A 15,461-nucleotide genomic window follows, 5' to 3' on the forward strand; every position below is an offset into this window, starting at 1 on the left:
GGTAAGGAAAGGTTCGTTCAGAGTACGCGCAGCTGCTGCCAGCCCTGCCACTGGGCGCCGGGCAGGAGCAGCACCTGCTCGTCGATGCGCGCGGCCTCGACGCACAGCATGTGCCGATAGCCGTCTTCGGGCATGTCCGCGAGTTTCGCACCGAGCGCCGCACCGGGGTTCCAGACCACAGTTTCGCTGCAGCTCGCGCTTTGCGAGATCTCGAGGGTGCCGCCCGGCTGCACCAGCCGCATCGGCTTGGCGGGCGCGGCATAGACGCTGTCGAACTCGGCATCGAAGCGCAGCGCCGGCGCCGTTTCCACATGGCGGTCGTCGCGCAGCGAATCCCATCGGGCGGCACCCTGGAGGCCTTCCAGCCGCACTTGCGCGATATCGTCGACGCGCAGGTAGGTGTGCAGCGCCGCCGCAAAGCTGAACGGCGCATGGTCCACATTGAGCAGCGTCAGGGTGGTGCGCAAGCGGCCCGCGCCCATGCCGACGTGCAACCGTGCCTCGAAAGCGTGCGGCCAGAGCTTGCGGGTTGCCGCGTCGTCGCGCAGCCGCAGGACCAATTCGCCCGAAGTGGGATCGACACCGCGGTTTTCCCAAGGCAGATTGCGCATGAATCCATGCTTGGGCAACATGCCGCGCTGGTTGAACTGAGGGCAGCAAATGGGCACGCCGCCGCGGATCGCGGCCTGCCCGTCGAACACCGCGCGGGGGCTCAGGTAGAGGCGTTCCATCCTGTCGGCGGTGGTCCAGGAAAGCAGCTGCGCCCCGTGAAGCGACACGATGAAGGCACTGCCGTCGGACGCCGCGGCGTGAAGCGCGGGCCGGCCGCGAAACTCGATCGGGTTGATGTCCATCGGAGAATTGTAGGCAGCGAATTCCGGGCACGGAATTGGCATTGGACACTTAAGGCTTCATCGCCGCCGCGCCGGTGCCGGTTGCACGCAGGGGACCTTCTTGGATACCCTTCGCCTGCCGCGCAAGAAGAGGCTGCCGGCCGATGCGCCCGCGCCCCAGAAACACACCTACATCGAAGGGACAGACATGAGAAAGAAACTGCCGGCCGCGGCCTGGATCCTGATTGCCATGGTGCTCGGCATTCTTGTCGGCTACATGATCTTCACGAGCTTTCCCGACAAGAAGGCCGCCGCCCAGATCGCGGGCTACGTGTCGATCGTGTCCGACGTGTTCCTGCGACTCATCAAGATGCTGATCGGCCCGCTGGTGTTCTCCACGCTGGTGGTGGGCATCGCGCACATGGGCGATGCCAAGTCGGTGGGGCGCGTGTTCGGCAAGTCGCTCGGCTGGTTCTTCACCGCGTCGCTGATCTCGCTGGTCATCGGCCTCGTGATGGCCAACGTGCTGAAGCCCGGCGAGAACCTCGGCCTTCCGCTGCCGGACATCGGCTCTTCGGCCAACCTGGCCACCGCCAAGTTCACGCTGAAGGACTTCGTGAGCCACATGGTGCCCAAGTCGTTCGCCGAGGCCATGGCCAACAACGAGATCCTGCAGATCGTGGTGTTCTCCATGTTCTTCGGCGTGGCGCTGGCTTCGCTGGGCGACAAGGCCAAGACGCTGGTGGCCGCCATCGACGAACTCTCGCACGCCATGCTCAAGATCACCGGCTACGTCATGAAGCTGGCGCCGCTCGCGGTGATGGCCGCCATGGCCGCCACCGTCGCGGTCAATGGCCTGGGCATCCTGCTCAAGTTCGCCGTGTTCATGGGCGACTTCTACCTGGGCCTGTTCGTACTGTGGGGCGTACTGGTGCTGGCGGGCTTCTCCTTCCTGGGGCCGCGGGTGTTCAAGCTGCTGGTGCTCATCAAGGAGGCCTTCCTGCTGTCGTTTGCCACCGCCAGCTCCGAAGCCGCCTATCCGAAGATCCTGCAGGCGCTCGACCGCTTCGGCGTGAAGCGCAAGATCTCGAGCTTCGTGATGCCGATGGGCTATTCGTTCAACCTCGACGGCTCGATGATGTACTGCACCTTTGCCGTGCTGTTCATCGCGCAGGCCTACAACATCCACATGCCGCTCAGCACGCAGATCACGATGCTGCTGATCCTGATGCTCACCTCCAAGGGCATGGCCGGCGTGCCGCGCGCCTCGCTGGTCGTGATTGCCGCCACGCTCAACCACTTCGACATTCCCGAGGCCGGCCTGCTGCTGATCCTGGGCGTGGACACCTTCCTGGACATGGGCCGCTCGGCCACCAACGCGGTGGGCAACTCCATCGCCACGGCGGTGGTCGCCAAATGGGAGGGCGAACTGCTCTCCGAGAGCGACGCGGCATCGAACGCCAAGGCGCTCGACGCCGAGGCCGCGGCCACCCTCGCCCATCCGGCACACGCGTGAGGACTGCCGTGAAATCCAAGGCCATGCTGTCGGTTTTCCTGGCCGGCGTGCTGGCGGCCGCTGCGCTCGTTGGCGCTGCGCCCGCCTTGGCGCAGCCGCAGGCCCCCGAGACATTGACCGGCACCCTGGCCAAGGTGCGGCAGGCCGGCGCCATCACCATCGGCTACCGGGAATCGTCGGTGCCGTTTTCCTTTCTCAACGCGCGCGGCGAACCCATCGGCTATTCGATCGAACTTTGCCGCGCGCTGGTCACGGCCATCGAAGACGCGGTGAACAAGAGCCTCGCGATCAAGTGGGCGGCCGTGACCTCCGATTCGCGCATCGACGCGGTCGAGAGCGGCGCGGTCGATCTCGAATGCGGCTCGACCACCAACAACCTCGAGCGGCAGAAGCGCGTGAGCTTCTCGCCCACGATGTTCGTCTCGGGCACCAAGGTGCTGGTGAAGAAGGGTTCGCCGATCAAGTCGTTCCGCGACCTGGCCGGCAAGCGGGTGGCAGTGACCGCGGGCACCACCAACGAGAAGACGCTGGGCGAGCTCTCGCAGAAGTTCAAGCTCGGCGTGAACCTGGTGGTGGCGCGGGACCACGCCGATTCGTTCGGGCTCGTGAAGAGCGGCCAGGCCGACGCCTTTGCCACCGATGACGTGCTGCTCTACGGCCTCATTGCCCGCGACGCGGCCAGGGCCGAGTACGAGGTGGTGGGCGACTATCTCTCCTACGACCCCTACGGCATCATGTACCGCAAGGGAGACGCGCAGCTGGGCAAGGTGATCAACGACACCTTCCAGGTGCTGGCCGAAGACGGCGAAATCGAGCGCCAGTACAAGCGATGGTTCTTGCGCAAGCTGCCCACCGGCGAAAGCATCAACCTCCCGATGAGCGCGCAGCTGGAAGCGATCCTCCAGACAATGGCGGTGAAGGCGGAATAAGCGCGCCGGCAGTCAGCGCGCCGGCCACGCCCAGTGCGGGATCTCGCTCATGTCGAGATTGGCGATGCGGGTTTCGCCCAAGCGTTTCTCGAGCACCACCGATTGCAGGTCGTCGCTGTCTTCGAGCGCGGCGATCAGCCGCGGGGCATGGGACACGACAATGATCTGCGACTCCCGCGCAGCCTGCGCGATCAACCGGCCCAGCGCGGGCAACAGGTCGGGGTGCAGGCTGGTCTCAGGCTCGTTCGGCACCAGCAGCGCCGGCGGACGGGGCGTGAGAAGCGCGGCAATCCAGAGCAGGTAGCGCAGGGTGCCGTCCGACAGCTCCGCCGCCGTCAGGGGCCGCAGCAGGCCGTTCTGATGCATCAGGGTTTCGAAGCGGTCTTCGTTCACGCGCACCTGGATGCGCGCACCGGGAAACGCGTCGTCCACGGCGCGGTCGAGCGCCTCGCTGTCGCCGATCTCGCGAATGGTCTGCAGCGCGGCGGCCAGGTCGGCGCCATCGTTGGCGAGCACCGGCGTGTAGGTACCGATCTGCGGCTGGCGCGAGGGCGCATCGGCGTCGGAGCGAAAGTGGTCGTAGAAGCGCCAGGAGCGCATCTGCTCGCGCAGCGTGAGCATCTCGGGCGCGGCATGCGGATCGGCGTACTCGGTCATCATGCTGGCGAACTGGGCGATGGGCCGGCCCACGGGCTCCCAGCTTCCGCTGCGGTCGCCGCGCAGCCGCAGCGAGGCGCCCTTGCGGTCGACCAGCTGCGTGGCGGGCCGCAGCACCGGTCCGCTCCAGATGGCCTCGCGCTTGATTTCGGGATCGCGTGAAAAAGCCGTGGGCGGAACAGGCGGTGGCAGGCCGATGTCGATGGCGTAGCCGAAATCGCTTGTTTCGACGCCCGAGAATCCCAGTCGCAAGTTAACCGGCTCACTGCGCACGGTGCCCTGCACCGGGGTATCGCCGCGCAGCATGGCGGCTGAAAAGCGTTCCGGGCCGGCCCACAGTGTGGAAGACAGCCCGCCCTCGCGTACCAGCGAACGGATCACGCCGCCATTGGCGATGTCGGCCAATAGTCGCATCGCGCGGTACACGCTGGATTTGCCGCTGCCGTTGGGCCCTGTGACCACCGTGAGCCGGCCGAGCGGCACCGTCAGCTGGCGCAGCGATCGATAGTTGGCAATGGAAAGCGCGGAGAGCACGCCGCGCTACGCAAGGGCCTCAGGCGCCGGCGAGCTCGTCCGCGCGGGCCTGCGCGGCGGCGAAGTCGAGGTCGCCCGAATAGATGGCACGGCCGCAGATCACGCCCTCGACGCCCTCCGACTCGACCGCGCAGAGCTGGTCGATGTCGGCCATGTTCGACAGGCCGCCCGATGCGATCACCGGAATGGTCAGGGCCTGCGCGAGCTTCACCGTGGCGTCGATGTTGATGCCCGAGAGCATGCCGTCGCGGCCGATGTCGGTGTAGATGATCGACTCGACGCCGTAGTCCTCGAACTTCTTGCCGAGGTCGGCCACCTCGTGGCCCGTGAGCTTGCTCCAGCCGTCGGTGGCGACCTTGCCGTCCTTGGCGTCGAGCCCCACGATGATGTGGCCGCCGAAGGCCACGCAGGCGTCCTTCAGGAAGCCCGGGTTCTTGACGGCGGCGGTGCCGATGATCACGTAGCGCAGTCCATCGTCGATGTAGCGCTCGATGGTGTCCAGGTCGCGGATGCCGCCGCCCAGCTGCACCGGAATGTCGTCGCCGACTTCGCGCAGGATCGCCTTGATGGCCGCGTGGTTCTGCGGCTTGCCGGCGAACGCGCCATTCAGATCGACCAGGTGCAGCCGCCGCGCGCCGGCCTCGACCCACTTTCGGGCCATGGCGGCGGGGTCTTCGCTGAAGATGGTGGACTGGTCCATGTCGCCCTGTTTGAGGCGAACGCAGTGGCCGTCTTTGAGATCAATGGCGGGAATGAGGAGCATGGAAGTGACGCGAGTGTGCGGAAACCGGGCTGAGGAGGGTTCGGCCCGGGCGGAAATATAAGGTCAGGGATTCCAGTGGAGGAAATTTCGATAGAGCTGCAACCCATGGTCCGCACTCTTCTCCGGGTGGAACTGGGTGGCAAAAATGTTATCGCGTGCAATGGCCGCGGTAAAGCTCGCACCGTAATCTGCCTCGCCTACGCTGTGCCGTGCGTCCGCCGGCCGCGCGTAGAAGCTGTGAACGAAATAGAAATAGCTCATGTCCGGCACGCCCGTCCACACGGCATGCGGCTGGGCCTGGCGCACCTGGTTCCAGCCCATCTGGGGCACCTTGAAGCGGCTGCCGTCGGGTTGCAGCCGTCCGGCCAGCTCGAACTTGACGACCTCGCCGGGGATGAGACCGAGGCCGTCGGTCGGGCCCTCGTCGCTGCGCGACAGCAGCATCTGCATGCCCACGCACACACCGAAGAGCGGCTTGTTCGCCGCGGCCTCGAGCACCGACTCCTGCAGGCCCGAGTCGCGCAGTTCGCGCATGCAGTCGGGCATGGCGCCCTGCCCCGGCAGCACCACGCGCGTGGCCTTGCGCACCACCTCGGGGTCCGACGTGACGAAGACCTGCACGCCCACCTGCTCGGCCGCATGCTGCACGGCCTGCGAGACGGAGCGGAGATTGCCCATGCCGTAGTCGACGACCGCGACGGTATTTGCTACAGATTTCATAGCTGTTCGCTGGGGAATTTCAGAGCGAACCCTTGGTCGAGGGGATGACGCCCACGGAACGTGGGTCGAGTTCGAGCGCACCGCGCATCGCGCGTGCGAAGGCCTTGAACACGGTTTCGCACTGGTGATGCGCATTGACGCCCTTGAGGTTGTCGATGTGCAGCGAGACGAAGGCGTGGTTCACGAAGCCCTGGAAGAATTCGTAGGTGAGCTGGCTGTCGAAGGTGCCGATCATGCCGCTCGTGAACGGCACGTCCATGACCAGGCCCGGGCGGCCCGAAAAGTCGATGACCACGCGGCTGAGCGCTTCGTCCAGCGGCACGTAGGCGTGGCCGTAGCGGCGGATGCCCTTCTTGTCGCCCACGGCCTTGGCAACCGCCTGCCCCAGCGTGATGCCGACGTCTTCCACGGTGTGGTGGCCGTCGATGTGCAGGTCGCCCTGGCAGTCGATGTCCAGGTCGATCAGCCCGTGGCGGGCGATCTGGTCGAGCATGTGGTCGAAGAAGCCGATGCCGGTGGAAAGCTTGGCCTTGCCGGTGCCGTCGAGGTTGACGCTGACGGTGATCCTGGTTTCGGCGGTGTTGCGGGTGACCGATGCGGTGCGCGCGGCGGTGCCGGTGTCGGCGGTTTGGGGGGTGGTCATAGTGAGGCTTCGAGTGCCGCGAGCATCCGCGCATTCTCGTCGGCCGTTCCGACGGTGAGGCGCAGGCAGTTGGCGAGCAATTCGTGCATTTTAGAAACGTTCTTCACCAGGATTCCGCGGCTCTTCATGCCCTCGAAGGTCTTGGCGGCATCGGGAACGCGCACGAGGAGCATGTTGGCATCGCTCGGCCAGGTCTTCACGCCCGCCAGCCGGCCCAGGCCCATCAGCAGGCGATGCCGCTCCTCGCGGATCTGCCTGGCCTGGGCTTCGAACACTTCGGCGTGCTCGAGCGCGAAGAGAGCGCATTCGCAGTTGAGCACGCTGATGTTGTAGGGCGGGCGCACCTTGTCGATCTGGGCGACCAGCGCCGCGGGGCCCATGAGGTAGCCCAGGCGGATGCCGGCCAAGCCGAACTTGCTGAGCGTGCGCATCAGCAGCACATGGCCGTGCCGTGCGATGCGGTCGATGTAGCTCCTGGCGGCGAAAGGCTGGTAGGCCTCGTCGATCACCACCAGGCCGCCCTGCGCGCCCTGGGCCTCGACGATCTTCTCGACGACGGCATCGTCCCAGAGGTTGGCCGTGGGGTTGTTCGGATAGGCCAGGTACACGATGGCGGGCTTCTCGCGCGCAATGGCGGCGAGCATGGCCGCCTCGTCCAGCTCGAAATCGGCCGTGAGCGGCACGCCGGCAAAACGCAGCCCCTGCAGCTGAGCGCTCATGGCATACATCACGAAGCCGGGTACGGGCGCGAGCACCGTGGCGCCGGGCGTGTCGCAGGCAATCGCCAGCAGCGAGATCAGTTCGTCGGAACCGTTGCCCAGCATCAGCGCAAAGCCTTCGGGCATGTGCGCATGCGCGGCCAGCGCGCGCTTGAGGTCATCGCCCCGCTCGCCGGGGTAGCGGTTGAGCGCCAGCGCGCCGAGCCGCGCGCCGAGCGCGGCCTGCAGCGCGGGCGGCAGGCCGAAGGGGTTTTCCATCGCGTCGAGCTTGACGAAGCCGCGTGCGTCCTGCACGGCGTAGGCATGCATGGACTGAACGTCGGAACGGATGCGGTCGATCGGGCGGACGCCGGGAGAAGTTGTCATCGGGTGCAGCGGAAGCTGTTTCTGAGGGCGCCGGCCATGACCAGTTGCACGGGCATGTCGGCTTCATAGCTGTCGGCATTGCGCAGCAGCTCGGTTTGATAGAGAGAGCGCGCCATGGAGGGTTCCAGGCGCCGGCCTTCGATGCAGAAGACCGGCTTCTGGCCGTTGCGCTGCGACGCTTCCACGCCTTCGCGCAGGCCTTCGAGAACGCCGACGAGGTAGTAGCTTGCGTACGCCTTGCCGTCCTTCTCGTTGGCTTCGAGCGTGCGCAGCTCGCGGATGCTCATGGCCTGCGCACCGGCGCCAGCCACCAGCGCGAGCAACAGCACCGAAAGGCGCGGCAGCAGCAGGACGGCGGCAGGGCTCATGGCGTTTACTGGCGGTATCGCGGCGCGGGCGCGTACGAGCCGTCGGCCGGGAAGGGGCTCGGCTGCGTCTGCGCGGCACTGCGGCGGGCACGCCGGGGCGCCTGGGGCTGCTCCAGCTCGAACAGCGCGGCCCCGATCACGCCGAGGTTGCGCACATCGCCCGCTTCGGTGTTCGCCGCATAAGCGCGGCCCGGAGCGGCGAAGCGGAATGCCGCCACCTCGTCCTGGCTCTTGCGGAAGCCCTGGATGTCGAGCACCTGCTGCGGGTTCAACATGTAGCCGCTGTTGCGCAGGCTGCCAGGCCTGCCGCTCAGCACGTCGAGGCCGTCGACGGTGGCAACCACCTCGTAGGTGCGGTCGCTCAGGTTCCTGAAGCGCAGCGTGTAGCGCGAGCCCTCGATGCCGGCAAGGCGGAACGTCTCGGCGCCGCGGCGCGCACGCTGCAGCGGCAGGGGCCGGCCGTTCTCGTCGAGCACGGACCATTCGACATCGCCTTGCACCAGGGGCAGGTTGAGCCGGCGCTCGGGGTTGTTGCCCACGTCTCGCCGCACGGCGGAGGCTTCGTTGTAGCCGATGGCGGCCACTTCGTCGGGCTGCTCGGACAGCCGCGTCGCAGCCACGGAGCGGGACTTCGACTCGACGCCCTCGCCCCACTGGGTGCCGAGCCGCGCCGGCGCCGCCCCGCTACCAAGCCGCGCCGGCGCGGCCCCGCTGGATGTTTCCGACCCGGCGGACGACTCGTCGCGCGCGCGCGGCATCTGGCTGCAAGCGGCGAGCAGGGCTGCGATGGCAACAAGGCCGGTGGCCAACCTGAAAATACGCGAACCATGAAGATGATGAATCATTTGGCTTGCTCCTCCCTGGAGCGTTTGTTTTAGGGCCTCAGATCATACGCAGGCGCAAGCGCGCCGCTTCGGCGTGCGCCTGCAGGCCTTCGCCCTCTGCCAATGTCACGGCGATGGGGCCCAGCACTTGGGCGCCTGCCTCGCTCACTTCGATCAGGCTGGAGCGCTTCTGGAAGTCGTAGACGCCCAGCGGGCTCGAGAAGCGCGCCGTGCCGCTGGTCGGCAGCACGTGGTTCGGTCCGGCGCAGTAGTCGCCGAGGCTTTCGCTGGTGAATGCGCCCAGGAAGATCGCGCCGGCATGGCGCAGCAGGGGCTCCCAGCGTTGGGGTTCGCTGCTGCTGACTTCCAGGTGCTCGGGTGCGATGCGGTTGCTGATCTCGCAGGCCTCTTCCATGCTCCGGGTGTGGATCAGCGCACCGCGGCCGTTGAGCGAGGCCGCGATGATTTCGCCGCGCGGCATGGTGGGCAGCAGGCGGTCGATTTCGGCCTGCACACGGTCGATGTAGGCCGCATCGGGGCACAGCAGGATGCTTTGCGCGAGTTCGTCGTGCTCGGCCTGGCTGAACAGGTCCATCGCCACCCAGTCGGGCGGCGTGCTGCCGTCGGCCAGCACGAGGATCTCGCTCGGGCCCGCGATCATGTCGATGCCGACGGTGCCGAACACGCGGCGCTTGGCGGCCGCGACATAGGCGTTGCCGGGGCCGGTGATCTTGTCGACCGCGGGGATGGTGGCGGTGCCGTAGGCGAGCGCGGCCACGGCCTGGGCGCCGCCGATGGTGAAGGCGCGCGTGACGCCGGCCACGTAGGCGGCGGCCAGAACGAGCGGGTTCTTCTCCCCCTTGGGCGTTGGCACGACCATGATGATCTCGCCCACGCCCGCGACATGCGCCGGAATGGCGTTCATCAGCACGCTCGACGGATAGGCCGCCTTGCCGCCCGGCACATAGATGCCGACGCGGTCGAGCGGCGTGACCTTCTGGCCGAGCAGCGTGCCATCGGCATCGCGGTAGCTCCAGCTCTCGCCGCTCGCCTTCTTCTGGGCCTCGTGGTAGCTGCGCACGCGCCGTGCGGCGGCTTCGAGTGCATCGCGCTGCGTGGCGGGCAGCGACTCGAACGCGGCCTTCAGTTCGGCTTGCGTCAATTCAAGTTCATGCAGTGTCTTGGCACTGAGCTTGTCGAAGCGATTCGTGTATTCCAGCACCGCTTCGTCGCCGCGCTTCTGCACATCGGCCAGGATGTCGGCCACCACCTTCTCGATGGCCGCATCGGCATCCGCGGACCAATGCAGCCGCGCCTTGAACTCGGCATCGAAGCCTGCTGAAGCCGTGGAGAGGCGAACGGGTGCTGCTTTCAGTGTCATGGCGCTGCGGTGAAGAACTCAGGGCGTGTTGGCTGCAGGAATGGCGGACGCAAAGGCGTCGATGATGCGGCGGATCGGCTCGCGCTTGAGCTTGAGCGCGGCCTGGTTGACGACCAGGCGCGCGCTGATGTCCATGATGCGCTCCACTTCGACCAAGTGATTGGCCCTGAGCGTGTTGCCGGTGGAGACCAGGTCGACGATGGCGTCGGCCAGGCCCGTGAGCGGCGCAAGCTCCATGCTGCCGTAGAGCTTGATCAGGTCGACGTGGACGCCCTTGCTCGCGAAGAACTCGCGCGCCAGGCCCACGTACTTGGTGGCGACGCGCAGGCGCGAGCCCTGCTTCACGGCCGAGGCGTAGTCGTAGTCGGCACGCACCGCCACGCTGAGGCGGCAGGCCGCAATGCGCAGGTCGAGCGGCTGGTAGAGGCCCTGGTTGCCGTGCTCCAGCAGCACGTCGGAGCCGGTCACGCCGAGGTCGGCGCCGCCGTACTGCACATAGGTGGGCACGTCGGACGCGCGCACCAGCACCACGCGCACGTCGGGCCGCGTGGTCGCGAGAATCAGCTTGCGCGATTTTTCCGGGTCTTCGGTGACCTCGATGCCGGCCGCGGCCAGCAGGGGCATCGTCTCTTCGAAGATGCGGCCCTTGGACAGAGCAAGAGTGATCACGATGGCGACTCCTCAGATGCGAGAGCGATCATGCGGCGACTCCCGCCACGCGCTCGATGTCGGCGCCCAGGCCGCGCAGCTTGGCTTCCATGCGGTCGTAGCCGCGGTCCAGGTGGTAGATGCGGTCGATCAGTGTCTCGCCGTCGGCCACCAGCCCGGCAATCACGAGGCTGGCCGACGCGCGCAGGTCGGTCGCCATCACGGTGGCGCCCGAGAGCTGCTGCACGCCCTCGACCATCGCCACCTTGCCCTCGACATGGATGGTGGCGCCCAGGCGCACCATCTCGTTCACGTGCATGAAGCGGTTCTCGAAAATGGTTTCGGTCACCATCGAGGCGCCCCGCGCGATCACGTTCAAGGCCATGAACTGCGCCTGCATGTCGGTCGGGAAGCCGGGGTATTCGGTGGTGCTGAAGCTCTGCGCCTTGAGGTGCTCGCAGGCCGGAGCGGTGGAAGCGATGCGAACGCCGCCTTGCTCCGGGCTGACCGTGCAGCCGGCATCGCGCAGCTTGTCGATCACGGCGTCCATGTGGTCGGCGCGGGCATGGCGCAGGAACACGTCCCCGCCCGTGGCCGCAACCGCGCACAGAAAGGTGCCCGCCTCGATGCGGTCCGCCACCACCGCATGCTCGCAGCCGCGCAGTCTTTCGACGCCCTGCACGCGGATGTGGCTGGTGCCGTGGCCTTCGATCTTCGCGCCCATGCGGATCAGCATCTCGGCCAGGTCGACGATCTCGGGCTCCTGCGCGGCGTTCTCGAGCAGCGTCTCGCCCTCGGCCAGCGCGGCCGCCATGAGGAAGTTCTCGGTACCGGTGACGGTGACCATGTCGGTCAGGATGCGCGCGCCCTTCAGGCGGGTACGGCCGGCCGGCAGCTTCGCGAGCATGTAGCCGTGCTCGACCGCGATCTCGGCGCCCATCGACTGCAGGCCCTTGATGTGCTGGTCGACCGGGCGCGAGCCGATGGCGCAGCCGCCCGGCAGCGACACCTTGGCATGGCCGAAGCGCGCCAGCAGCGGGCCAAGGGCCAACACGGAGGCGCGCATGGTCTTCACCAGTTCGTAGGGCGCTTCCGGGTTGGTGAGGTCGCCGGCGTTGAGCTGCACGGTGCCGTTGTCGTCGCGCTCGGCGGTCACGCCCATGTTGCGCACCAGCTTGAGCATCGTCGACACGTCCTGCAGGCGCGGCACGTTGTACAGCGTCACAGGCTTGTCGGTGAGCAGGGCCGCGCACAGCTCGGGCAGCGCGGCGTTCTTGGCGCCGGAAATGAGTACCTCGCCGCGAAGCTGGCGCCCGCCGCGAATCAGAAGTTTGTCCATCAGGAATCCAGCGAAATTGAGGGCCGCCGCGGCCGCCCGTTGCTTACTTGTCGATCGCCGCCCATTCGGCCGGCGTGAAGGTTTTCATCGAGAGCGCATGCACCTCGTCGGTATGCATTTTCGCACCCAGGGTGGCGTAGACCCGCTGATGGCGCTGGATCGCGCGCTTGCCCTCGAATTCGGCCGAGACGATGGTGGCGTACCAGTGGCGGCCATCGCCCTCGAGCGAGATGTGCTCGCACGGGAGATGGGACTGGATCAGGGCCTGGAGTTCTTCGGCGGTCATGGGAATTGAGATGGGCCTTTCAGCCTCTGATTTTGTAGCCGATTTTCAGCAGGTGGACGGCAACGGCGCTCACCACCAGCCACGCGGCGCCGACGATGCCGAGGCTGAGCCAGGGCGAGGCGTCGCTCACCCCGAAGAAGCCGTAGCGGAATCCGTCGATCATGTAGAAGAAGGGGTTCAGGTGGCTCACGCCCTGCCAGAACGGCGGCAGCGACCCGATCGAATAGAAAACGCCCGAGAGGAACGTCATCGGCATGATCAGGAAGTTCTGGAACACAGCCATCTGGTCGAATTTTTCGGCCCAGAGGCCGGCGATGAGCCCCAGCGTACCCAGCATCGCGGCGCCCAGCAGCGCGAACACCAGGATCCAGAGCGGCGCAACGAAGTCGGGCATTGCGAAGAAGACCGTGACGACGAACACGCCGAGCCCCACGGCCAGCCCACGGATCACGGACGAGCCCACATAGGCGAGGAACCAGCCCCAGTGCGACAGCGGCGTGAGCAGCACGAACACCAGGTTGCCCATGATCTTGCTCTGGATGATCGATGACGAGCTGTTGGCGAAGGCGTTCTGCAACACGCTCATCATCACGAGGCCAGGCACGAGAAACGCGGTGTAGCCGACCGAGCCATACACTTTCACGTGGTCTTCGAGCACGTGGCCGAACACCATGAGGTACAGCAGCGCGGTGAGCACCGGTGCGCCCACGGTCTGGAAGCCGACCTTCCAGAAGCGCAGCGTTTCCTTGTAAAGCAGCGCGCGCCACCCGGTAACAGCCATCATCTCGACACCTCCAGCGGCGTCTGCTCGCCCGCCATCAGGTCGATGAACACGTCTTCCAGATCGGCCTTGCGCATTTCCACGTCTTCCACCGCGACGCCGGCTTCGCGGATCGCGGCCAGCAGTTGTTCGACTTCATGGGCGTTCTGCGCCGGCAACTGCACGATGCGCCCGGTGATGCGCGCATGCTGCGCGATGGCCCAGGGCAGCATGGCATCGGTCTTGAAGCGCAGCACGTTGCTGGCGGCGGACTTCAGCAGCTCGCTGGTGCGGTCCAGCGCGATCACGCGGCCCTGCTTGAGCATGGCGATGCGGCTGCACAGCGCCTCGGCTTCTTCGAGATAGTGGGTGGTGAGCAGCACGGTGCTGCCCTGCTTGTTGAGCCTGGCGACGAACTGCCACAGCGTCTGGCGCAGTTCGACGTCGACGCCGGCCGTCGGCTCGTCGAGCACGATGACCGGCGGCTTGTGGACCAGCGCCTGCGCCACCAGCACACGCCGCTTCATGCCGCCCGAGAGCTGGCGCATGTTGGCCGTGGCCTTGTCGGCCAGCCCCAGGCTTTGCAGCAGCTCGTCGATCCAGGCCTCGTTGTTCTTGATGCCGAAGTAGCCCGACTGGATGCGCAGCGATTCGCGGACGTTGAAGAAGGGGTCGAACACCAGCTCCTGCGGCACGATGCCGAGCTGGCGCCGGGCTTCGGCATAGTCGCGCTGCACGTCGAAGCCATGGACGCTGATCGCGCCGGCGGTGGGCCGGGACAGGCCGGCCAGCATGCTGATGAGGGTGGTCTTGCCCGCGCCATTGGGGCCGAGCAAGCCGAAGAACTCGCCCGGCTCGATCTGGAAGCTGACCTCGTCGACGGCGCGCAGGCCCTGCTTGCCTTGGGCCCGCTGCTGCTTGGAGGGGGGGTAGGTCTTGGAGACCGATTGGAATGAGATCGCGGGCATGAGAGCCGGCGATTTTACGGGGCGCCGGTGCTTGCCGCTTTGCGGCGCCCCGATGCCCTGACGCCGCCGCTGCCGGATCGCCCCTTTCTGAGGGTGCTCAGGGTGCTGCCGGCAGAAGCCCCGCGATGCCGTAGAGCGCAGCGAGCTCGCGCAGCCGGGGCGAAAGCCCCTTCACGGCAAAACCGCGGCCGAGCGCGCTGGATTCGCGCCGACACTCCAGCAAAACCGCCAACGCCGACGAGTCGAAGTGCGTCAGTGCACTGGCGTCCACCACGGTGGACGTATCGGCCTGCCCCTTGAGCCCCTGCTGCAGCATGCGCATGCAGGCCGGGGCATCGTCGTGGGTGAGTTTGGTCGGCAGCACCAGCATGGCGTCAGCTCTTGCCGTTGTTGCCCTTGTTGCGCGCGGCCAGCGCTGCAATCAGGCCGTCGATGCCACGGGCGTTGATTTCCTGCGCGAACTGGGTGCGGTAGGTGTCGACCAGCCAGACGCCCAGCACATTGAGGTTGTAGACCTTCCAGCCGCCGCCTTGGCCGGGCGTCTTCTCGAGGCGATAGTCGAGCTGGACGGGATCGCCGCGGCCCTTGACCTCGGTGCGCACCAGCACGTCGGTGTCTTCAGGCGAACCGCGGAAAGGACGGACCGTGACAGTCTGGTCGCTCACCTGGTCGAGCGCACCGGCGTAGGTGCGCACCAGCAGGGTCTTGAATTCTTCCTGCAGCTTCTTCTGCTGCTCGGGCGTGGCCTGGCGCCATGCCGGGCCCACGGCGGAAGCCGTCATGCGCTGGAAGTTGACATTGGGCATGATCTTGCTGTCGACCAGCACCATGATCTTGCTGATGTCGCCCGACTTGATGGAAGTGTCGGCCTTGATGGTTTCGATCACATCGGTCGACAGGCGCTTGACCAGCGCATCGGGGGCCTCGTCGGCCGCAAGTGCCGGGCGCACGAAAGCCGCGGCCGCGCCAAAAAGCAGCGCGCTGGCCAGTACAAGGCGGCCAAAGCCGCGGCGTTGCAGGATCTTGTTGTTCATGGCGATTCCCTTGAAATTTTTGAAGTACACGCGAGGCGCATGGATCAAGCGCCTGCTGGAAAGAACGTGTTCGACGAGTTCCACGCCGACCGGGTTCCCTGAAGGGCAGATGAAGCCTTGAAACCGGATGCAAGCAGGAGCGCTGCGCTGCCCCGCCCGAGCGCCGTTCGCAC

Annotated in this window: 18 protein-coding genes; 2 read left to right on the forward strand and 16 right to left on the reverse strand. The window is 66.6% G+C overall.

Translation table 11 applies throughout. The features are described from left to right. Window positions 1-17 precede the first annotated feature (17 nt). Complete coding sequence (locus ABID97_RS23110; RefSeq protein ID WP_354401029.1) at window positions 18-854, reverse strand: D-hexose-6-phosphate mutarotase; 837 nt, start codon at window positions 852-854, stop codon at window positions 18-20. Window positions 855-1,041: 187 nt separating this feature from the next. Here ABID97_RS23110 and ABID97_RS23115 point away from each other — a divergent pair, with 187 nt between their 5' ends. Both ABID97_RS23115 and ABID97_RS23120 read left to right on the forward strand, forming a co-directional pair. After that, window positions 1,042-2,349, forward strand: a complete 1,308-nt coding sequence (locus ABID97_RS23115; protein WP_354401031.1) for a dicarboxylate/amino acid:cation symporter — start codon at window positions 1,042-1,044, stop codon at window positions 2,347-2,349. Between the two features lie 8 nt (window positions 2,350-2,357). Further along, window positions 2,358-3,278: an amino acid ABC transporter substrate-binding protein gene (locus ABID97_RS23120; RefSeq protein ID WP_354401032.1), complete on the forward strand. Its 921-nt coding sequence runs from the start codon at window positions 2,358-2,360 to the stop codon at window positions 3,276-3,278. Between the two features lie 12 nt (window positions 3,279-3,290). On the opposite strand, the gene ABID97_RS23125 is transcribed toward ABID97_RS23120, so the two are convergent. The 15 genes from ABID97_RS23125 to ABID97_RS23195 form a co-directional block, all read right to left on the reverse strand. After that, window positions 3,291-4,469: an AAA family ATPase gene (locus tag ABID97_RS23125; protein ID WP_354401033.1), complete on the reverse strand. Its 1,179-nt coding sequence runs from the start codon at window positions 4,467-4,469 to the stop codon at window positions 3,291-3,293. A gap of 19 nt (window positions 4,470-4,488) precedes the next feature. After that, window positions 4,489-5,232, reverse strand: a complete 744-nt coding sequence (gene hisA, locus ABID97_RS23130) for a 1-(5-phosphoribosyl)-5-[(5-phosphoribosylamino)methylideneamino]imidazole-4-carboxamide isomerase (protein WP_012746319.1) — start codon at window positions 5,230-5,232, stop codon at window positions 4,489-4,491. A 63-nt stretch (window positions 5,233-5,295) separates the two neighbouring features. Beyond that, window positions 5,296-5,952: an imidazole glycerol phosphate synthase subunit HisH gene (hisH, locus tag ABID97_RS23135; protein WP_354401035.1), complete on the reverse strand. Its 657-nt coding sequence runs from the start codon at window positions 5,950-5,952 to the stop codon at window positions 5,296-5,298. A 19-nt stretch (window positions 5,953-5,971) separates the two neighbouring features. Then, window positions 5,972-6,595 carry an imidazoleglycerol-phosphate dehydratase HisB gene (hisB, locus tag ABID97_RS23140; RefSeq protein ID WP_354401036.1) on the reverse strand — a complete coding sequence of 208 codons (624 nt, stop codon included), beginning with the start codon at window positions 6,593-6,595 and terminating at the stop codon, window positions 5,972-5,974. Beyond that, the gene (gene hisC, locus ABID97_RS23145) at window positions 6,592-7,680 is read right to left on the reverse strand and encodes a histidinol-phosphate transaminase (protein WP_354401038.1); all 1,089 of its coding nucleotides are present in this window, start codon (window positions 7,678-7,680) and stop codon (window positions 6,592-6,594) included. Before hisC ends, hisB begins: the two co-directional genes overlap by 4 nt. Further along, window positions 7,677-8,048 (reverse strand): hypothetical protein, encoded by a 372-nt coding sequence (locus tag ABID97_RS23150; protein ID WP_354401039.1) that lies wholly within the window; start codon window positions 8,046-8,048, stop codon window positions 7,677-7,679. Before ABID97_RS23150 ends, hisC begins: the two co-directional genes overlap by 4 nt. Before the next feature lie 5 nt (window positions 8,049-8,053). Continuing rightward, window positions 8,054-8,893 (reverse strand): hypothetical protein, encoded by an 840-nt coding sequence (locus tag ABID97_RS23155; RefSeq protein ID WP_354401041.1) that lies wholly within the window; start codon window positions 8,891-8,893, stop codon window positions 8,054-8,056. Between the two features lie 37 nt (window positions 8,894-8,930). Next, window positions 8,931-10,253, reverse strand: coding sequence for a histidinol dehydrogenase (gene hisD, locus ABID97_RS23160; protein ID WP_354401042.1), 1,323 nt, complete (start codon window positions 10,251-10,253; stop codon window positions 8,931-8,933). A gap of 18 nt (window positions 10,254-10,271) precedes the next feature. Further along, window positions 10,272-10,922 carry an ATP phosphoribosyltransferase gene (gene hisG / locus ABID97_RS23165; protein ID WP_354401044.1) on the reverse strand — a complete coding sequence of 217 codons (651 nt, stop codon included), beginning with the start codon at window positions 10,920-10,922 and terminating at the stop codon, window positions 10,272-10,274. A 28-nt stretch (window positions 10,923-10,950) separates the two neighbouring features. Then, window positions 10,951-12,240, reverse strand: a complete 1,290-nt coding sequence (gene murA, locus ABID97_RS23170; RefSeq protein WP_354401045.1) for a UDP-N-acetylglucosamine 1-carboxyvinyltransferase — start codon at window positions 12,238-12,240, stop codon at window positions 10,951-10,953. 43 nt (window positions 12,241-12,283) lie between these two features. Then, on the reverse strand, window positions 12,284-12,526 hold the full coding sequence (locus ABID97_RS23175) for a BolA family protein (protein WP_354401046.1): 243 nt from the start codon (window positions 12,524-12,526) through the stop codon (window positions 12,284-12,286). Window positions 12,527-12,545: 19 nt separating this feature from the next. After that, window positions 12,546-13,310: an ABC transporter permease gene (locus tag ABID97_RS23180; protein ID WP_354401047.1), complete on the reverse strand. Its 765-nt coding sequence runs from the start codon at window positions 13,308-13,310 to the stop codon at window positions 12,546-12,548. After that, window positions 13,307-14,254 (reverse strand): ABC transporter ATP-binding protein, encoded by a 948-nt coding sequence (locus tag ABID97_RS23185; protein WP_354401048.1) that lies wholly within the window; start codon window positions 14,252-14,254, stop codon window positions 13,307-13,309. The genes ABID97_RS23180 and ABID97_RS23185 overlap by 4 nt, the downstream gene beginning before the upstream one ends. A gap of 97 nt (window positions 14,255-14,351) precedes the next feature. Continuing rightward, window positions 14,352-14,624, reverse strand: a complete 273-nt coding sequence (locus ABID97_RS23190; RefSeq protein WP_354401049.1) for an STAS domain-containing protein — start codon at window positions 14,622-14,624, stop codon at window positions 14,352-14,354. 4 nt (window positions 14,625-14,628) lie between these two features. Continuing rightward, a complete protein-coding gene (locus tag ABID97_RS23195) occupies window positions 14,629-15,288 on the reverse strand; it encodes an MlaC/ttg2D family ABC transporter substrate-binding protein (protein WP_354401050.1) in 660 nt (219 codons plus the stop codon). Between the last annotated feature and the right edge of the window lie 173 nt (window positions 15,289-15,461).

This window comes from Variovorax sp. OAS795, assembly GCF_040546685.1.
Lineage (GTDB): Bacteria > Pseudomonadota > Gammaproteobacteria > Burkholderiales > Burkholderiaceae_C > Variovorax.